This window comes from Kolteria novifilia (genome assembly GCA_007748055.1).
Classification (GTDB): domain Bacteria; phylum Planctomycetota; class Planctomycetia; order Kolteriales; family Kolteriaceae; genus Kolteria; species Kolteria novifilia.
In genome coordinates, this window is record CP036279.1 from 4,607,591 (window position 1) to 4,624,320 (window position 16,730).

At 62.4% G+C, this 16,730-nt stretch carries 16 protein-coding genes and 1 tRNA gene; 6 read left to right on the top strand and 11 right to left on the bottom strand.

Going from position 1 to position 16,730, the window contains the following annotated elements:
- The first annotated feature begins 562 nt into the window (after positions 1 to 562).
- Positions 563 to 868 carry a hypothetical protein gene (locus tag Pan216_RS28435; RefSeq protein ID WP_419192640.1) on the top strand — a complete coding sequence of 102 codons (306 nt, stop codon included), beginning with the start codon at positions 563 to 565 and terminating at the stop codon, positions 866 to 868.
- Complete coding sequence (locus Pan216_RS16910; protein ID WP_419192641.1) at positions 799 to 1,437, top strand: IS66 family transposase; 639 nt, start codon at positions 799 to 801, stop codon at positions 1,435 to 1,437. The genes Pan216_RS28435 and Pan216_RS16910 overlap by 70 nt, the downstream gene beginning before the upstream one ends.
- A 328-nt stretch (positions 1,438 to 1,765) precedes the next feature.
- Here the strand turns inward: Pan216_RS16910 and Pan216_RS16915 are convergent, their stop codons facing one another.
- The 5 genes from Pan216_RS16915 to prpC form a co-directional block, all read right to left on the bottom strand.
- Positions 1,766 to 2,707 carry a hypothetical protein gene (locus Pan216_RS16915; RefSeq protein WP_145259604.1) on the bottom strand — a complete coding sequence of 314 codons (942 nt, stop codon included), beginning with the start codon at positions 2,705 to 2,707 and terminating at the stop codon, positions 1,766 to 1,768.
- Positions 2,708 to 2,716: 9 nt separating this feature from the next.
- Complete coding sequence (locus tag Pan216_RS16920) at positions 2,717 to 3,502, bottom strand: TVP38/TMEM64 family protein (RefSeq protein ID WP_145259606.1); 786 nt, start codon at positions 3,500 to 3,502, stop codon at positions 2,717 to 2,719.
- Positions 3,503 to 3,711: 209 nt separating this feature from the next.
- Positions 3,712 to 5,220: a mercuric reductase gene (locus tag Pan216_RS16925; RefSeq protein ID WP_145259608.1), complete on the bottom strand. Its 1,509-nt coding sequence runs from the start codon at positions 5,218 to 5,220 to the stop codon at positions 3,712 to 3,714.
- Between the two features lie 51 nt (positions 5,221 to 5,271).
- Complete coding sequence (locus Pan216_RS16930) at positions 5,272 to 6,720, bottom strand: bifunctional 2-methylcitrate dehydratase/aconitate hydratase (RefSeq protein WP_145259610.1); 1,449 nt, start codon at positions 6,718 to 6,720, stop codon at positions 5,272 to 5,274.
- Positions 6,717 to 7,853, bottom strand: a complete 1,137-nt coding sequence (gene prpC / locus Pan216_RS16935) for a bifunctional 2-methylcitrate synthase/citrate synthase (RefSeq protein ID WP_145259612.1) — start codon at positions 7,851 to 7,853, stop codon at positions 6,717 to 6,719. Before prpC ends, Pan216_RS16930 begins: the two co-directional genes overlap by 4 nt.
- Positions 7,854 to 8,138: 285 nt before the next feature.
- On the opposite strand from prpC, the gene Pan216_RS16940 reads away from it, so the two are divergent.
- Both Pan216_RS16940 and tnpA (Pan216_RS16945) read left to right on the top strand, forming a co-directional pair.
- A tRNA-Pro gene (locus Pan216_RS16940) sits at positions 8,139 to 8,213 on the top strand.
- Between the two features lie 305 nt (positions 8,214 to 8,518).
- Positions 8,519 to 8,710, top strand: coding sequence for an IS66 family insertion sequence element accessory protein TnpA (gene tnpA / locus Pan216_RS16945; RefSeq protein WP_145259614.1), 192 nt, complete (start codon positions 8,519 to 8,521; stop codon positions 8,708 to 8,710).
- A gap of 65 nt (positions 8,711 to 8,775) precedes the next feature.
- Here the strand turns inward: tnpA (Pan216_RS16945) and tnpC (Pan216_RS16950) are convergent, their stop codons facing one another.
- The 3 genes from tnpC (Pan216_RS16950) to tnpA (Pan216_RS16960) all read right to left on the bottom strand — a co-directional run bounded on the left by tnpC (Pan216_RS16950) (position 8,776) and on the right by tnpA (Pan216_RS16960) (position 11,610).
- Positions 8,776 to 10,503, bottom strand: a complete 1,728-nt coding sequence (gene tnpC / locus Pan216_RS16950; protein ID WP_145259615.1) for an IS66 family transposase — start codon at positions 10,501 to 10,503, stop codon at positions 8,776 to 8,778.
- A 358-nt stretch (positions 10,504 to 10,861) separates the two neighbouring features.
- On the bottom strand, positions 10,862 to 11,254 hold the full coding sequence (gene tnpB, locus Pan216_RS16955) for an IS66 family insertion sequence element accessory protein TnpB (RefSeq protein WP_145259618.1): 393 nt from the start codon (positions 11,252 to 11,254) through the stop codon (positions 10,862 to 10,864).
- A 2-nt stretch (positions 11,255 to 11,256) separates the two neighbouring features.
- The gene (gene tnpA / locus Pan216_RS16960; RefSeq protein ID WP_145259620.1) at positions 11,257 to 11,610 is read right to left on the bottom strand and encodes an IS66 family insertion sequence element accessory protein TnpA; all 354 of its coding nucleotides are present in this window, start codon (positions 11,608 to 11,610) and stop codon (positions 11,257 to 11,259) included.
- A gap of 144 nt (positions 11,611 to 11,754) precedes the next feature.
- Between tnpA (Pan216_RS16960) and Pan216_RS16965 the strand changes: the two genes are divergently transcribed.
- Both Pan216_RS16965 and Pan216_RS16970 read left to right on the top strand, forming a co-directional pair.
- On the top strand, positions 11,755 to 12,039 hold the full coding sequence (locus Pan216_RS16965; protein WP_145259622.1) for a hypothetical protein: 285 nt from the start codon (positions 11,755 to 11,757) through the stop codon (positions 12,037 to 12,039).
- Positions 12,040 to 12,448: 409 nt separating this feature from the next.
- Positions 12,449 to 13,693: an ISL3 family transposase gene (locus Pan216_RS16970; protein ID WP_145254871.1), complete on the top strand. Its 1,245-nt coding sequence runs from the start codon at positions 12,449 to 12,451 to the stop codon at positions 13,691 to 13,693.
- A 223-nt stretch (positions 13,694 to 13,916) separates the two neighbouring features.
- Here Pan216_RS16970 and tnpC (Pan216_RS16975) read toward each other — a convergent pair whose 3' ends face one another.
- From tnpC (Pan216_RS16975) to tnpA (Pan216_RS16985), 3 genes are all read right to left on the bottom strand, one after another.
- Positions 13,917 to 15,584, bottom strand: coding sequence for an IS66 family transposase (gene tnpC, locus Pan216_RS16975; protein WP_145259624.1), 1,668 nt, complete (start codon positions 15,582 to 15,584; stop codon positions 13,917 to 13,919).
- A gap of 358 nt (positions 15,585 to 15,942) precedes the next feature.
- Positions 15,943 to 16,335, bottom strand: a complete 393-nt coding sequence (gene tnpB / locus Pan216_RS16980; RefSeq protein WP_145255890.1) for an IS66 family insertion sequence element accessory protein TnpB — start codon at positions 16,333 to 16,335, stop codon at positions 15,943 to 15,945.
- A gap of 2 nt (positions 16,336 to 16,337) precedes the next feature.
- Complete coding sequence (tnpA, locus tag Pan216_RS16985) at positions 16,338 to 16,691, bottom strand: IS66 family insertion sequence element accessory protein TnpA (protein WP_145259626.1); 354 nt, start codon at positions 16,689 to 16,691, stop codon at positions 16,338 to 16,340.
- Positions 16,692 to 16,730: the final 39 nt, after the last annotated feature.

Consider the following 16,730-nt stretch of genomic DNA (forward strand, 5'->3'; position numbering starts at 1 on the left):
CCGGGTGACAGTCGCGAAGCGACGGCAGCACGTAGCCTGCGGCGTAAGCCGTAGGAAACAGACAACAACCCATTCAGAGTCCTGAAGGGACGACATCGGCAGGGAACGCCGAAGAAGTGTCGCCCCTTCGGGGCTCGAGAGCGTGATGGTGACGTCTTCCTGGCACTGACGTACCAGGCTACGTGATCTCGCCGCATTCGCGGCTCAGAGATGTTCTCTACAACGATTTCTTCCGGTACTGATACGAGTCCGGCGATGGAACCTGATCCCGTAGGGCAGGCCATTGCCTGCCGACGGTCGGCTTGGTAACCGTTCACACCCTGCGAGTTGGTCTTTTCACGGTAACTGTTAAGCCCGGGTTGGCGCGTTTTGGGAAACGTGGCAGTCTTTGGGCATGATGGACGACCGCGAGGAACTGCGCCGACGAATCGAAACGCTGGAAAAGCTCGTTGCCGAGTGGATGACTCGCAACCGCGAGCTGTCTGAGCGCAACCGTGAACTGACCTAACGTAATCGCGAGCTGACTGAGCGCAACCGTGAACTGACCGAACGTAATCGCGAGTTGACCGAACGCAATCGGGAACTTGAGGCCGAGCTGGCTCGTCGCGGCAAGCGGTATCGTCCCAAAGCGAATACTCCCAAACGCACCCAAAACAAGCCGGACCGGCGCCGCAAGGAGTTTCGCCGTCATGGCGGAACGACCCGTCCCGATCCTCCCGACACCGAGAACGCCATCGTTCACGAAGTCGAGTTCGACTCGTGCCCTCTTTGCGGCGGCGAACTCGAAGCGACTGGCACGTGCGACGAAAAGTTCGTGACCGAAATCCCCGAACCGAAACCCGAGACTCGTCGCTACCGGGCGTCCTGATCACCGACTTCTACGCCGCCTACCACAGGCTCGAGGCGAAGAAACAACGCTGCCTGACTCATCTTCTGCGAGACTTGGCGAAGCTTCGCGAGGAACTCCCCGCCCGGCTGGTCGCCAAGAACATTCAGCCGCTGATCGACCTCTTCCAAGATGCCATCACCCTGGCACGCCGACGCGAGGAGTTATCGCCCGATGAATTCGCGTCCGAAGCCGACCAGATCCGCAAACGCTTCGACGAGCGTTGGTGGCATTCCTCGAGCGATCCCGATTGCCAACGCATCTACGATCGGCTGCGCCGCCACAAGGAGGAACTGCTGACCTTCCTCGACGATCCCGCCGTTCCCGCCGAGAACAACTTGGCCGAACGCGACATCCGCAGTGTCGCCGCCGCGCGCTCCGACGGTGGCGTCAACCGCGCCGCGTGGAGCGCCGACGCCTTCGCCGTGGCCAAGACGATCGTCCGCACCTGCCAAAAGAATGGCCTGAACTTCTTCCGTTACGCCCTCGACGCCGTCACCTCCCACGTGCCAAACCAACCGCTCCCCCTTCCGATCAGCGAAGCGGGTTAACAGTTACGTCTCGTGGGAACGTCGGTCAACGAGCGATAACCGCCATGAACGACAATCGTTGCCAATAAGCTCCGTTTCACCAGCGATCGAACCTCGGACTGCGGCTTCCGGCGGCTTCGCCTCACCGGTAGCACAGCAACCGGTGCTACCCCTTGAAAAGTAAGAAGAAGAGACCCCCTCCTTCTCCCCCTTTGTACACCCTTGGACAAGGGGGGAGCGATGGGAAAGGAACTTCCCTTGGACAAGGGACAGCGGTCGGGATGCCCTTGGACAAGCGGGAGCACCGGAAAGGAACTCTCTTGGTCAAATGGGAGCACCAGTGAGGAATTCACTTGGGACTCCTGGTTCCCTTGGGAGTGCGGCGCGGGTCGATCGGACGCGCGGTACCGGCGAGGATGTTGTCCTTGCCATAGACCACCGCGAAGAGATGACGCCCGTCGGGCAAGCGTTGGTAGCCTTCCAGTTCCGTGTGCGGGGGAAAGATCCAGCGACGGACCCGGACTCCCGTCACGTTGGCGCTCTCTTCGTCGACCGCTCGAGCCAAGTCGATCACGTCGAGCCGCCATCCCCGTCCGCCGACGACGTTCTGCACACAGGTCAGTTCGCCACGCTCTTCGTCCCACGCGAGGTTCTGATTGAAGGGGCCACACGCGAAACGATGGGCGACGACACCAGGCGCGGACGAACGTCCCTCTCTGACGAGTCGTTCGATGTCGTAGAGCCGAACCTGATTGTTCTGGTCGCCATAGTCGGCGGTCGCGAGGTATTGCTTGGCGTCGAGGGTGACGAGCAGCGGCCTGGTGCCATTGACCGACGCATCGTCCTCAATGCGTTGCTTGGCCGCTTGCGAGAGATCGCCATCCTCCCAAGCTTGTTCCCAATCGAAACGGTGGATGATACCCTCGCCGTCGACGGTGTCGCCGAGGAACGCCCCGTACTTGGGATGAATCGCCAGTCCGGTCGGGTGCGTGATGAGCGGGTCGTCACCCTTGCGCAGCCAGAGCTGTCGCCCCGTCGGCTCAAGGTCGAAATTGTACTCGCGTATGACTCCGACGCGCGGCTTGGCCGAAAAGAGGTCGCCGTAGAGATAGAGCTTGCCGTCGTGGACGTGGGCCCCCTGCACCGCCCCGACATCGGCGATGGTCCAGGTCGTCACGTCATCGAGCACCGCGTTGGCTTGCCAATCGCGATCGGGATCGGCTCCCCACGCGAAAGGTGAGAGGAGAAGCGACAGAAGTACAGACTTCCAGAGCGAAGCGTGAGGCGGCATGGCTACTCCTTAGCCTTGATCGGGATTGGCACTGTCGTCGGTCGTCCTAGGAAGTTCGCCCGGCGAATCGAGCTTCTCCCGCTCGCGGACCTCGGCATCGTCCTGGCTCGGCTTCTTCGCGAACTTCCGCGTCGCGAATCGGACCACGAGGATAAAGACGATGAAACTGAAGATCGGCGCCCACAGATAGGGATCGCCCAGGTAGCTCCACTTCCAGCCATCGGTGAGAAGGCGCTGGCCGACGGTGGCGAAGAGGTACTGAAACATGAACGTTCCGGGCAGGATGCCGATCGCGGTGGCCAGGACATAGTCCTTGAACTTGATGCTCGTCAGGCCCGAGGCGAAGTTGACCCCATTGAACGGAAAGATGGGCAGCAAACGGATGATCAGCAACCCGTCGAACCCCTTCTCGCTCACCTGGCGATCGAACTCGGCGAGTCTTCCTTGAAGCAGGCGATCGACGAAGTCGCGACCAAGCAATCGGGCGACGAAGTACGCGAGCGACGAACCGATCACCGCGCCGATCCAGGTATAGAGCGTCCCGAGCAGCGTCCCGTACAGCACGGCGCCGGCGAAACTGAGCGCGGTCCCCGGAATCATGACGACGGTGCCGACGATGTAGATGCCGATGTAGATCAGCACGTCGTAGGGCTTGTAAGAGCGAATGCGGTTGAGCACGGCCTCGGGGGTGATCGACCGTCCCGTCTCGGTGAAGCGGAAGAAATAGACCGCCGTCACGATGAGAAAGAGAAACGCCAACAGTTTCAGCAGCGCGAAGAGTTTGCCTCGTTCCACGTCGTCTCCCTCCGATGACGGTCAGCTCGCTGCTACTTGGCTCAACGGTCTTGGGTGCCCTGCCCACGCTCGTCGTGGGCATGCTCAAGAGACCCACACTCGCCTCCGCCACGCGGGAAGTTCCAGTGATTCGGGAACCACCCGCACGAAAGAGGAACGAGACCTCGTGCAACGACCTTGCCAGTTAGGAGACAACCTACCAGGAGTCCCTACGCCGTCCACTTGAACCAAAGACCGAAGAGCTTCTTCGCCAGCGGCGTCAGCTTCGTCCGGTTGTAGGCATCGCCCAACTTCTTGATCGCCTCGGCTTGGGTCGGATAGGGGTGAATCGTCTGGGCGATCGTCCCCAACCCACGGCCCGCCATCATGGCGAGCGTCAGTTCCGAGATCAAATCGCCGGCATGATCGGCGACGATCGTCGCCCCAAGGATCTTGTCGGTCCCCTTGCGGCAGTGAACCCGCACGAATCCCTCGTCCGCCCCTTCGAGGATTGACCGATCAACCTCCTCGAGTTTCTGCGTGAAGGTCGTCAGCTCGATCCCCTTCTCTTTCGCCTGGTGCTCGTACAGGCCGACATGGGCGATCTCCGGATCGGTGTAGGTACACCAGGGAATGAGCAAGTCGCTCGCCTTCGCCCTTCCGTGGAAGAGGGCATTCTTGATGACGATCCGCGAGAGCGCGTCGGCGGCGTGGGTGAACTTGAACCGCGAACAGACATCGCCCGATGCATAGATGTGCGGGTTGGTCGTGCGGAGCCGATCGTCGACCTCGACCCCCTTGCCGCAATGGCGGACACCGACTTGGTCGAGATTGAGGCCCTCGACATTGGCGACACGACCGGCCGCGACTAGCACGGCGTCGACCCGGACCTCGCGCTCGCCACCAGGTTCACGCACCAGCAACACACTGTCGTTGCCGTCGCGCCAGGCCTTCATGACTCGGCACGAAGGGACGATCGCGACGCCATCGCGACCAAGCGACGCTTCGACGATCGCCGCCGCGTCGGGGTCCTCGCGCGGCATAATGTGTTCGTATTTCGACAGCAGGGTAACGCGCGAATTGAAGCGAGCGAAGGACTGGGCCAACTCGCAGCCGATCGGACCGGCGCCGATCACCGCCAAGCGACTCGGTAGTTCCGTCAGGGAGAAGACCGTCTCATTGGTCAGGTAGCCGATCTCGGCGAGTCCCTCGACGTCGGTCTCGGCCGCCCGTCCACCGGTGGCGATCACCGCGCGGCGGAACTCGAGTTCCTGTCCGGCCACCGCGATCGTGTGATCACCGACGAAGGACGCGTCACCGAGATAGACGTCGACCCCGAGCCCCTGAAATCGCCGCACCGAGTCGGCCGGACTGATCTTCGCCCGCAGCCGCCGCATCCGCCGCATCACTTCCGAGAAATGAACGGTGAATTCGTGCGGCACCTCGACACCGAACTCGCGGCCATCGCGCACGTGAGCCGCGAGTCGCGCCGCGCTGATGAGAGCCTTCGAAGGGACGCAGCCCACGTTGAGGCAGTCGCCCCCCATGAGATGTCGCTCAATCAGGGCGACCTTCGCCCCGAGACCCGCCGAGCCGGCCGCGGCCACCAGCCCCGCGGTCCCCGCGCCTATGACGACGAGATGGTAGCGTCCCGCTGCGGTCGGATTCACCCAGTCCGGCGGATGGGCATTCGCGACCAGCCGCTGGTTGTGTTCGTCGTTGGGGAGGACTTCGACCATCGAGAAACCTCGTGAGACGACTTTTTGTCGCTTCTGCCTATCTCTTGACGATCACGCATCGCGCCTAGGAACAAGGTGCGTCACCAACTCATCAACGGCAATCCCTCGAAAGCCTTCCATCGGCATCCGCAAGAGTTGGGTGATCCTCTCGACAACGTCAGGGGAGAATCGCTTGCTCATGTTGGCGGCGAACTTCGACCAGACGGCGGGGATTCCCTCCTCGCGCCGGCGGCGGTGCCCCAACGGGTAGTCGACCTGAACGCGCTTCGTCTTGGTCCCATCGCGAAAATGGACCTCGATGGCGTTGGCGATCGACCGCTTGTCGGGGTCGAGATAGTCGCGCGAGAACTCGGAGTTCTCGACGACTCGCATCCGTCCCCGCAACCGATCGATGCGTGGATCGGCGGCCACCGAGTCCTCGTAGTCCTCGGCCCTAAGCGAGCCCGAGAGCAGCGGGACCGCGATCATGTACTGGAGGCAGTGGTCGCGGTCGGCCGGATTGTACAGCGGCCCCGACTTGTCGATGATCCGAACCGCCGACTCCTGCGTTTCAACGTCGATGCGCTCGATGTCGTCGAGCCGATCGGCGACCTCGGGATGAAGGGCGATTGCGGCTTCGACGGCGGTCTGGGCGTGGAACTCCGCGGGGAAGGAGTTCTTCCATAGCACGTTCTCCATCACGTAACTGCCGAGCGGCCGCGCCAGTTCGATCGTCTTGCCCCCGAAAAGGACATCCTGAAACCCCCATCGTGGAGCGCCCAGTGGCGACACGTAGCCCGGCTCGCCCCTGAGGGACATCAGCGCCAATCGCACCCCGCGGCTGGTCGCGTCGCCGGCGGCCCAACTCTTGCGCGAGCCGGTGTTGGGAGCGTGCCGATAGGTCCGGAGAGCTCCCCCATCGAGAAAGGCCTGCGAAAGCGTGGCGCGGATCTGGCCCTCGTCGCCTCCCAGCATCGCGCAAACGACGGCGCTGGTGGCGATCCGCACGAGCAGGACATGATCGAGACCGACGCGATTGAACGAGTTGGCCAGCGCGAGGACGCCCTGGATCTCGTAGGCCTTGATCATCGCGATCAAGACCTCCTCCATCGTCACGGGAGTCTCGCCGTCGCCCTCGGACCGTGACCGATAGTCCGCCACCGCGAGGATGCCTCCGAGATTGTCCGAGGGATGCCCCCACTCGGCGGCCAGCCAGGTGTCATTGAAATCGAGCCAGCGGATCATCGCGCCGATATTGAACGCGGCATGGACCGGATCGAGTGACCAACTCGTTCCAGGGACTCGTGCCCCGTCGGCGATTTGGGCTCCCGGGACGATCGGCCCCAAGTGCCGGGTGCAGGCGGGAAACTCCAGAGCGAGCATCGCGCAGCCGAGACTGTCGGCTAACGAGAGCCGCGCGGTTTCGAACGCCTCGTCGCTCGTGATCCGACCGCCGCGGACATAGGTCGCGATCTCGTCCAGGATGGTGTCGCTTGGGATCGCATCGTTCTCGTCGGTCATCGACCGGGCTCCGTTCGTTCGTCGATGGGCACATAGGGCCTGGGATCGGACCCGACGTAGTCCGCCCCCGGACGGATGAGCCGATTGTCCTTTCGCTGCTCGATAATGTGCGCGGACCAACCGGTGGTCCGGGCGAAAACGAACAGCGGCGTGAACATCGGTGTCGGGATTCCGAGACTGTGGTAGGCGTTGGCGCTGTAGAAGTCGAGGTTGGTGATGATTCGCTTCTCGCGCCACATCACTTGTTCGATGCGTTCGGAGACCGCGAAGAGCCGCTTGTTCTCCGGCGAGACGGCCAGCGCCCGGGCAACCTCCTTGACGATGGTCGAGCGTGGATCCTCCTCGCGGTAGACCCGGTGCCCGAAGCCCATGATCTTCTCCTTGCGCGTGAGCATACCGAGTAGTTCCCGCTCGGCCTCGTCGGGATCGGCGAAGCGTTCGATCAGTTCCATCGCCGCTTCGTTGGCCCCGCCGTGCAGATTCCCTCGCAGCGTTCCGATCGCGGAGGTGATCGCCGAGTGGTAGTCGGAGAGTGTCGAGGTCGTGATCCGCGCGGCGAAGGTCGAGGCGTTGAACTCGTGTTCGGCATAGAGGATCAGGGACATGTCCATCGCTCGCCGAGCCATCTCCGAGGGAGCCGAGCCGTGCAGCAAGTGGAGGATGTAGCCCGCGAGGGTCGGCTCGGGGGCCTCGAAGCCGATCCGCGAGCCGTCACGATGGTAGTGGTACCAGTAGAAGAGCATCGATGGCAGCGTTGCCAAGAGCCGATCGGCCTGGTCCGCCGCCGAGTTCGGATCGGTCTCGGTCTCCAGACACCCCAGTAGCGAACAACCGGTGCGAAGGACGTCCATCGGATGGGCCGTGCCGGGGATCAATTCGAGCGTCGAGCAGATCTCGCTCGGCAAGCTTCGCAGCGACTTTAGCTTCGCTCGGTACCCATCGAGTTCCCGCGCCGCCGGCAAGTGGCCATGGATAAGCAGATACGCGACCTCCTCAAGGGAGGCGTTGGCCGCGAGGTCCTCGATCGCGTACCCGCGATAGGTAAGCCCCCTGCCCTCCTGGCCAACCGAGGAAAGCTCCGTTCGCCCGGCCACCACTCCCGCCAGCCCCGCCGTGGACTTTTCCGCCGACATACGCTCTCCCCCTGCATCCCCTTTACCGCTTCGCGGATTTCCCACTGGCCAGCATAGCAGCCCGGCATCCCGACGCCACCGATCGTCTTCGGCCATCCGATCTCACATCAGCCCGGCGCCACTGGGATTGGATCTAGTGACCGACCAGTATCTTGCAGTGACTCAATCCATGACAATCGAGCCGGAATGGCGTCTCCGATCGCTTCGGACACAAGTACGAGGAGAAAGGTCGTGGGAACTGAACCTTGCGGCGTCGAGCCGCGTCGCTAGAATAGCGGATCTTCGCGGGGTGTAGCTCAGCTTGGCTAGAGCGCTGGTTTTGGGTACCAGAGGTCGCAGGTTCGAATCCTGTCACCCCGATTCACATTTCCTAGCGACCTATCCCCCTTTCCGGTTTGGCCCCCGAGTGGGGCCTTCCCGGCGCCCGGCCCTGTGCCGGACGTGTGTTCCTTGGGGTCAACCTTGTCTCGCGCGGTTGGCCCGGCGTAAAGATCGCGCGGCGGCGGGGTATCACCAGAAGTAACGACGCCGCTGATCACCTTGCAGTGGACTCGTCCCTTCGGCAGGAAGCTACCGAACCGACAAAAGAGCTGAAAGTTGACCTGCTTGAGTGCTTCGCCTATCGCAGCGACGTTCGTCGGGTCGGACGCCAAGCGAGGGAGCCGATGGAGAACGTCCATCGCAGCCCGGAGAAGGAAGCCTATTGGCGGAAGGTCGTTCATCGGCAAGAGGAGAGCGGGCAGAGCGTTCGGAGATTCTGCCGGGAAGAAGGGATTTCGGAGGCGTCGTTCTACGGTTGGCGGCGTGAGCGTAAGCGTTGCAACGGTGGCGTGTGGGAGAAGCCGGAACCGGCGTGAGCGTTGCAACGGTGGCGTGTGGTGCGGGAAGCAGGAGCCGATGACGACGGGGAACCGGGCACCGATCAACGAGGAGTGGCGGCATGGGCGCGGCGTTGGGCTCGGCGGGCGCGTTTGCGGTCGGCTCGTTGACGGGCTTCGTCGGCGCGCTCTTGGAGACGATGCTGGGGATGCTCGTCGATCCAACGGTCCGGTAGCAACGAAGGGAGATCCGAAGCCGGAGTGGTCGGCAGGCGAGTGTAGACATCGCGGAGGTACGCGAAGGGGTCGACGTGATGGCGGTTGCAACTCTTGGTCAGCGTGAAGAAGGTGGCGGCGGTCTCTCCTCCTTGGCTGTTGCCGAAGAAGAGCCACGCCTTGCGGCCGAGGACGGCGTACTTCAGCGCCGCTTCGGTGCGGTTGTTGTCGATGGGAATCGCCCCATGGTCGAGATAGCACGCGAAGGACTGCCACCGGTTGGTCATGTAAGCGATGGCGGCGCGCAGCTTCGATTTCGGAAGCTCCCGCTCGTGCTGCTCGAGCAGCCACTGATGGAACTCGGTCACGATCGGCTTGGCGTCGCGTTGCCGCAGGGCGCCGCGTTGTGACACACTACTGTCACGGGCGCGATCTTCGATGTCGTAGAGCCGCTGGAAGTAGCCGAGGGCGGTGTGCGTCCGCACGCTCGGCGCGCTGAAGTGGATTTCCTCGAACTTGCGGCGCGCATGAGCCCAGCAACCGACGGGGACGATCCGGTCCTCCGCCGCGGCGATTCGCTCGTAGCAGGTGTAGGCGTCCGACTGCAAGTAACCCTGGAAACCGGCGAGGAACTCGTCGGGACCATCGCGGCTGCGGTCGGGCGTGAAGTGGAAGCAGTCGTAGGGATGGGCATTGTCGCCGACGGTGCTCCAGAGATAGGTCTTGGTGCAGCCAGGCGGCTCGCCCGCCAACATCTTGACCGGCGTTTCATCGCAGCCCAGCACCTCGGACTGCAACGCCAGCCGACGCATGAGTTCGACCAACGGCGCGACCGCCAAGGCCAGGGCGAAGAGCCAACGCTGCTGCGTGCCGCGGCCGATGCGGCAGCCGTGGCGAGCGAGGATGTCCTCTTGTCGGTAGTAGGGCAGATGGTCGGCGAAGCGACTGGCGGTCAGATGAGCCCAGAAGCCGGGACCGGTGTAAGCGTCGATCAACTGCGGCGGTTTCTTCGCCGAGACGATCGTCGTCTCGCCCGATGCTTCGTCGCGAACGATCACCTCTTGGTAATGTTCGATCACATGGATCGAAGCGGGCGTGAACTCCAACTGCTCGCTGGTCTTCTTGAAGAACCGCCGGGCGGTCGGGTCGCTTCTCAGCTCCTCGGGAATCTCTTGCTCGTCGAGTTCGTGACGGACCGTCTTGCGCGGCAGCAACTCGGGGAAGAGACGCCGGCCGCGTCCCTTGCTCGTGCGGCGTTCTGGTGACGGTTCGTCGTCATCGCTCTCGTCGTCGTCGCCGGAGCCTGAATCGTCGTCCGCCCCGACGATTGTCGAGTCGAACAAAAGCCCCTGCTGGGCATCGTCGACGAAGCGTTCCCGCCGCCGGCCGTACAAGGTCCGCTTGAGCAAGTCGACGTCGCTCTGCAAGCGATCGATCGTCTCCTGCTGCTGAGCGATGATTGCTTGTTGTTGGGCGATGGTCTCCTGCTGCTGAGCGATGGTCTCTTGTTGCTGGGCGATGACGGCGGCTTGCCGTCGGCGCTCCCGATCGAGTTCGAGGATCAACTCGTGGCAGGCGTCGATGTCGCGAGGGAGGTTCACGTCGAAGGCGTCCATCAAACCGATCTCAGTTGTCGCGGGGACACCCTAGCACGTCGGCGTCGGAGGCGCCAGAGCAGTTTCAGCGATTTCGACGGAATGACGAGAAAACCTGCGAGTCCTCCTCGTCGCTGCCATCACCATGACATCGTTGTCGCTCGCGAAGAGAACGCCAGGGTCGATCGTCCAACGAGATTGGCAAGCGAAGAACCCTGGGTCCGAGGACAACCGAAGACAAGACTCGGTTTTGGTCGCGTGCCGTCCCATGGCTTCCAGGCTCTCGCCGCCGTGACGGGGAACTGGCGTCACGAAGGAGCAGCGGCACGTCCTGGCTCTGCGGAGCGGCACGCATCATTCGGGAAAGAGTGAAGGGAAGTCACGAACGACGGGACGACGGCGTGTCACGGTGCTGATCGGAGACTTGAAAGCGCTTGCGATGCCGGACCGAGGAGAGGTCGATGCCCTCGAGGATGAGTGACAATTGTCCGGCAGTGATCTCGAGGCCGGCTTCGTCGTCAGCCGCCTGGGCGTCGGGAAGCTGATAGCTCCCTTCTTCCAGCTGCTGATACCAAATGCAATAGCCGACGCCGGCCCAATAGAGAACCTTGATCCGATCCCTGCGGCGATTGATGAAGACGAACAGGTGGCCCGAAAGCGGATCTTGCTCGAGCACCGACTCCGCCAAGGCGACGAGCCCGTGAAAGCTCTTTCGCATGTCGACCGGTTCCCGAGCCAGGAATATCCGCACCTGATGAGGGACCGACCACATGCTCAGCCCTCCCGGGCCCCATCGAGGGCGGCAAGCACTTGACGCAAGGCGTCGCTGTCGACGGGCGCCGGCGCCCGCACGATGTAGCCTCGGGGATGAACGATCTCAATCACGCTCGTCGATTCGGGGACCACCCGCAACGCGACGAACGGCGACGGACACGTTCCACCGCCATCGACCGCAGTCGACCGTTTCTCTTTTCGATCGCGTCGCTGTAGCTCACGCCGCCAGCCGTAGAACGACGCCTCCGAAATCCCCTCTTCCCGGCAGAATCGTCGAACGCCCCGCCCGCTCTCCTCTTGCCGACGAACGACCTCCCGCCAATACGCTTCCTTCTCCGCACAACGAACTCGCATCTTCCGCCTCGCGACAAACCAGGGCCAACCAACCCAAGCCTACCGCAACCGACAAGACGCCACCGTTGCTACGCTCACATCTGGTCGCCATTCAATGGCTCCCTTATACCGAACTATCGGCTGGATGAGATTTGGGACTATGATATGTTTCGCGCTCCGATAGGGACAATCGCTATTCGCGTCAATCCTGATGTCTTGAATAATGATTTCCTGGCCGTTGGTTCGATTTTCCATGAAATGTTCGAGATCTACAAAGTAAAGAGACTCTTCGAGGAGAATGGTCCGATGGCCATACGGCAGCTCAGAGAGTTTGTGAAGACGTCAAGTAAGCTTGATGGAGGAGGCGAGTATCACAGGGCTGCGAGAGCGCTACAAGGAGAACTGGAAGCCTGGCTATTGGAACAAGGAACGTACAAGTTCATCAACTGATCTTTGCTGTGAGACGACTGGAATGAACGTGAGAAAGCCTGAACGTCGGAGCCTTCACGACACTACAAGCTGGCGGGAAATAAAAACTCGGCTCTATTGCCAAATCTGTGGGTGGTGAGTGTATTCTCCGTTCCGCTTGGTAGTGGAGGTTACCGCCGTATGCCAAGGGCCGCGTCCGGCTGCTGCTTTGCCTGGTCTTCTCGCTTCGCTCGCCCTGCATCCTCGCCATCGTGGCTCGGCTTCGGTCGCCCGGCAAAGACTCCTCCTTGGCCGTTGGCGGGGAGGATGTTCCACTGGTCAAGCGGAAAGGAGAGAAGTCGGCAGGAGGCCAAAAAAGAGCATCCCGCTCTCGAGGGGCGCATGATGGAGTTTGCAAGGACTTCTTCAAACGCCAGCCGCGAGAGACGGGATGCGACTTCAGGTTATCCTCAACGCCTTGGAGCGTCACGGGAGTTTCGTCTACGAATCGGCGGCTTGGGCCGATTCGTCGAAAGAGGGACTGCTGGTTCGGGTTCGCCCACGGCGTCGCAGCCGGCCGATCTGTTCGGGTTGCGGGAATCGTGGCGGCACGTACGACCACTTGCCGGAACGCCGTTTTCAGCACGTGCCGTTGTGGGGCCTGGCGGTCTGGTTCGTCTACGCGGCGCGGCGGGTCGCATGCCCTGCTTGCGGGGTGAAGGTGGAACGCATTCCCTGGGCGTCGGGCAAGGAGCGAACGACGTCGAGCTTCCAATGGTTCCTGGCCCGTTGGGCCAAACGCTTGAGCTGGCGTGAGACCGCCGAGATCTTCGGCACGAGTTGGCACACCGTCTTTCGTGCGGTGAAAATGGCGGTTTGCTGGGGAATCCGCCATCGCGAGCTGGAAGGGATCGAGGCGATCGGCATCGACGAGGTCGCCTACCGCAAGGGGCATCAGTACTTCACCCTGGTCTATCAGATCGACCGCGGATCGCGTCGTCTGCTTTGGGTCGGGCAAGACCGGACCAAGGAGACGCTCGGTCGTTTCTTTCGCTTCTTCGGCAGGCGGCGAACCGAGCGGCTGAAGTACATCTGCAGCGACATGTGGAAAGCCTACCTGTCGGTCATCGCTCGCGAGGCCAATGGGGCCCTGCACATTCTCGACCGCTTCCACATCATGCAGTTGTTCAACAAGGCGATCGACAAGGTGCGGGCCCAGGAGGCACGCGAACTCAAACGCAAGGGCTTCGAGGTGCTCAAGCGGACGCGTTGGCTGCTGCTCAAGCGTCGCGGCAACCTCAAACGCAAGGAGGTCCTTCGTCTCAACGAGTTGTTGACGCACAACCTCAGGACGGTCAAGTGCTACCTGATGAAGGAAGACTTCCAGCGGCTTTGGGACTACAAGGCTCCCTGGCGGATCGGATCCTTCTTCCAGGAGTGGCTCGATCGGGCCTTGAGCACACGGATCGAACCGATGCGCAACCTGGCACGAACCCTCGAGCGTCACGCCGAGCAGATCTTCAATTGGTTCGAGGCAAAAGGAGAGATTTCCGCGGGCGCCGTCGAGGGAATGAATCTGAAGGTCAAATTGACGACCCGCCGATCCTACGGCTTTCGCGACCCCAGCACCCTCAAATACGCTCTCTATCACAATCTCGGCAACCTCCCCGAGCCACCATCGACCCACAAATTCTGAAGACGAGGCGGAGGGAGGTTCTTTCTGTCCTTTCTTCAAGGACCAGGGACGCCCCAGACGAGACTAAGGCAATTTGGCCTTGCGTAGTGATATTGGCGCGAACTGAATCCGATCGCGGTGTCGAGGATGAGCGACGGATCGGAACCGTGGAGCCTGTGTGAGCGTTGCAACGGTGGCGTGTGGGAGAAGCAGGAGCCGATGACGATGGGGGACCGGTCACCGATCAACGGGGAGTGGCAGCAGGGACGCGGCGTTGGGCTCGGCGGGCGCGTTTGCGGTCGGCTCGTTGACGGGCTTCGTCGGCGCGCTCTTGGAGACGATGCTGGGGGTGCTCGTCGATCCAACGGTCGGGTAGCAACGAAGGGAGATCCGAAGCCGGAGTGCTCGGCAGGCGAGTGTAGACATCGCGGAGGTAGGCGAAGGGATCGACGTGATGGCGGTTGCAACTCTTGGTCAGCGTGAAGAAGGTGGCGGCGGTCTCGCCTCCTTGGCTGTTGCCGAAGAAGAGCCACGCCTTGCGGCCGAGGACGGCGTACTTCAGCGCCGCTTCGGTGCGGTTGTTGTCGATGGGAATCGCCCCATGGTCGAGATAGCACGCGAAGGACTGCCACCGGTTGGTCATGTAAGCGATGGCGGCGCGCAGCTTCGATTTCGGAAGCTCCCGCTCGTGCTGCTCGAGCAGCCACTGATGGAACTCGGTCACGATCGGCTTGGCGCCGCGTTGTGACACACTACTGTCACGGGCGCGATCTTCGATGTCGTAGAGCCGCTGGAAGTAGCCGAGGGCGGTGTGCGTCCGCACGCTCGGCGCGCTGAAGTGGATTTCCTCGAACTTACGGCGCGCATGAGCCCAGCAGCCGACGGGGACGATCCGGTCGTCCGCCGCGGCGATTCGCTCGTAGCAGGTGTAGGCGTCCGACTGCAAGTAACCCTGGAAGCCGGCGAGGAACTGTTCCGGTCCATCGCGGCTGCGGTCGGGCGTGAAGTGGAAGCAGTCGTAGGGATGGGCATTGTCGCCGACGGTGCTCCAGAGATAGGTCTTGGTGCAGCCAGGCGGCTCGCCCGCCAACATCTTGACCGGCGTTTCATCGCAGCCCAGCACCTCGGACTGCAACGCCAGCCGACGCATCAGTTCGACCAACGGCGCGACCGCCAAGGCCAGGGCGAAGAGCCAACGCTGTTGGGTGCCGCGGCCGATGCGGCAGCCGTGGCGAGCGAGGATGTCCTCTTGTCGGTAGTAGGGCAGATGGTCGGCGAAGCGACTGGCGGTCAGATGAGCCCAGAAGCCGGGGCCGGCGTAAGCGTCGATCAACTGCGGCGGTTTCTTCGCCGTGGCGATCGTCGTCTCGCCCGATGCTTCGTCGCGAACGATCACCTCTTGGTAATGTTCGATCACATGGATCGAAGCGGGCGTGAACTCCAGTTGCTCGCTGGTCTTCTTGAAGAACCGCCGGGCGGTCGGGTCGCTCCTCAGTTCCTCGGGAATCTCTTGCTCGTCGAGTTCGTGACGGACCGTCTTGCGCGGCAGCAGGTCGGGGAAGAGACGCCGGCCGCGTCCCTTGCTCGAGCGGCGTTCTGGTGACGGTTCGTCGTCATCGCTCTCGTCGTCGTCGCCGGAGCCTGAATCGTCGTCCGCCCCGACGATTGTCGAGTCGAACAAAAGCCCCTGCTGGGAATCGTCGACGAAGCGTTCCCGCCGCCGGCCGTACAAGGTCCGCTTGAGCAAGTCGACGTCGCTCTGCAAGCGATCGATCGTCTCCTGCTGCTGGGCGATGGTCTCTTGCTGCTGGGCGATGACGGCGGCTTGCCGTCGGCGCTCCCGATCGAGTTCGAGGATCAACTCGTGGCAGGCGTCGATGTCGCGAGGGAGGTTCACGTCGAAGGCGTCCATCAAACCGATCTCAGTTGTCGCGGGGACACCCTAGCACGTCGACATCGGAGGCGCCAGAGCAGTTTCAGCGATTTCGACGGAATGACGAGAAAACCTGCGAGTCCGCCTCGTCGCTGCCATCACCATGACATCGTTGTCGCTCGCGAAGAGAACGCCAGGGTCGATCGTCCAACGAGATTGGCAAGCGAAGAACCCTGGGTCCGAGGACAACCGAAGACAAAACTCGGTTTTGGTCGCGTGCCGTCCCATGGCTTCCAGGCTCTCGCCGCCGTGACGGGGAACTGGCGTCACGAAGGAGCAGCGGCGCGTCCTGGCTCCGCGGAGCGGCACGCATCATTCGGGAAAGAGCGAGGGGAAGTCACGAACGACGGGACGACGTCGCGTCACGGTGCTGATCGGAGACTTGAAAGCGCTTGCGATGCCGGACCGAGGAGAGGTCGATGCCCTCGAGAATGAGTGACAATTGTCCGGCAGTGATCTCGAGGCCGGCCTCATCGTCGGCCGCCTGGGCGTCGGGAAGCTGATAGCTCCCTTCCTCCAACTGCTGATACCAAATGCAATAGCCGACGCCGCCCCAATAGAGAACCTTGATCCGATCTCTGCGGCGATTGATGAAGACGAACAGGTGGCCCGAAAGCGGATCTTGCACGAGCACCGACTCCGTCAAGGCGATGAGCCCGTGAAAGCTCTTTCGCATATCGACCGGTTCCCGAGCCAGGAATATCCGCACCTGATGAGGGACCGACCACATGCTCACTCCTCCTCGACGCTATCGAGGGCCGCAAGCACTTTGCGCAACGCGTCGCTGTCGACTTGGGCCGGCGCTCGCACGATGTAGCCTCGGGGATGAACGATCTCAATCACGCTCGTTGACGTCGGGGCCAATCGCAACGCCACGAACGGCGACGGACACGTTCCACCGCCATCGACCGCAGTCGACCGTTCCTCTTTTCGATCGCGTCGCTGTAGCTCACGCCGCCAACCGTAGAATGACGCCTCCGAAATCCCCTCTTCCCGGCAGAATCGTCGAACGCCCCGCCCGCTCTCCTCTTGCCGACGAACGACCTTCCGCCAATACGCTTCCTTCTCCGCACAACGAACTCGCATCTTCCGCCTCGCGACAAACCAGGGCCAACCAACCCAAGC

Bases quoted from the DNA above. Each gene is read 5' to 3' on its own strand.
- Pan216_RS16915 (WP_145259604.1), bottom strand. From the start codon at position 2,707: ATGCCGCCTCACGCTTCGCTCTGGAAGTCTGTACTTCTGTCGCTTCTC.
- Pan216_RS16925 (WP_145259608.1), bottom strand. From the start codon at position 5,220: ATGGTCGAAGTCCTCCCCAACGACGAACACAACCAGCGGCTGGTCGCG.
- Pan216_RS16930 (WP_145259610.1), bottom strand. From the start codon at position 6,720: ATGACCGACGAGAACGATGCGATCCCAAGCGACACCATCCTGGACGAG.
- prpC (WP_145259612.1), bottom strand. From the start codon at position 7,853: ATGTCGGCGGAAAAGTCCACGGCGGGGCTGGCGGGAGTGGTGGCCGGG.
- tnpA (WP_145259614.1), top strand. From the start codon at position 8,519: ATGGAGAACGTCCATCGCAGCCCGGAGAAGGAAGCCTATTGGCGGAAG.
- tnpC (WP_145259615.1), bottom strand. From the start codon at position 10,503: ATGGACGCCTTCGACGTGAACCTCCCTCGCGACATCGACGCCTGCCAC.
- tnpB (WP_145259618.1), bottom strand. From the start codon at position 11,254: ATGTGGTCGGTCCCTCATCAGGTGCGGATATTCCTGGCTCGGGAACCG.
- tnpA (WP_145259620.1), bottom strand. From the start codon at position 11,610: ATGCGAGTTCGTTGTGCGGAGAAGGAAGCGTATTGGCGGGAGGTCGTT.
- Pan216_RS16965 (WP_145259622.1), top strand. From the start codon at position 11,755: ATGTTTCGCGCTCCGATAGGGACAATCGCTATTCGCGTCAATCCTGAT.
- Pan216_RS16970 (WP_145254871.1), top strand. From the start codon at position 12,449: ATGCGACTTCAGGTTATCCTCAACGCCTTGGAGCGTCACGGGAGTTTC.
- tnpC (WP_145259624.1), bottom strand. From the start codon at position 15,584: ATGGACGCCTTCGACGTGAACCTCCCTCGCGACATCGACGCCTGCCAC.
- tnpB (WP_145255890.1), bottom strand. From the start codon at position 16,335: ATGTGGTCGGTCCCTCATCAGGTGCGGATATTCCTGGCTCGGGAACCG.
- tnpA (WP_145259626.1), bottom strand. From the start codon at position 16,691: ATGCGAGTTCGTTGTGCGGAGAAGGAAGCGTATTGGCGGAAGGTCGTT.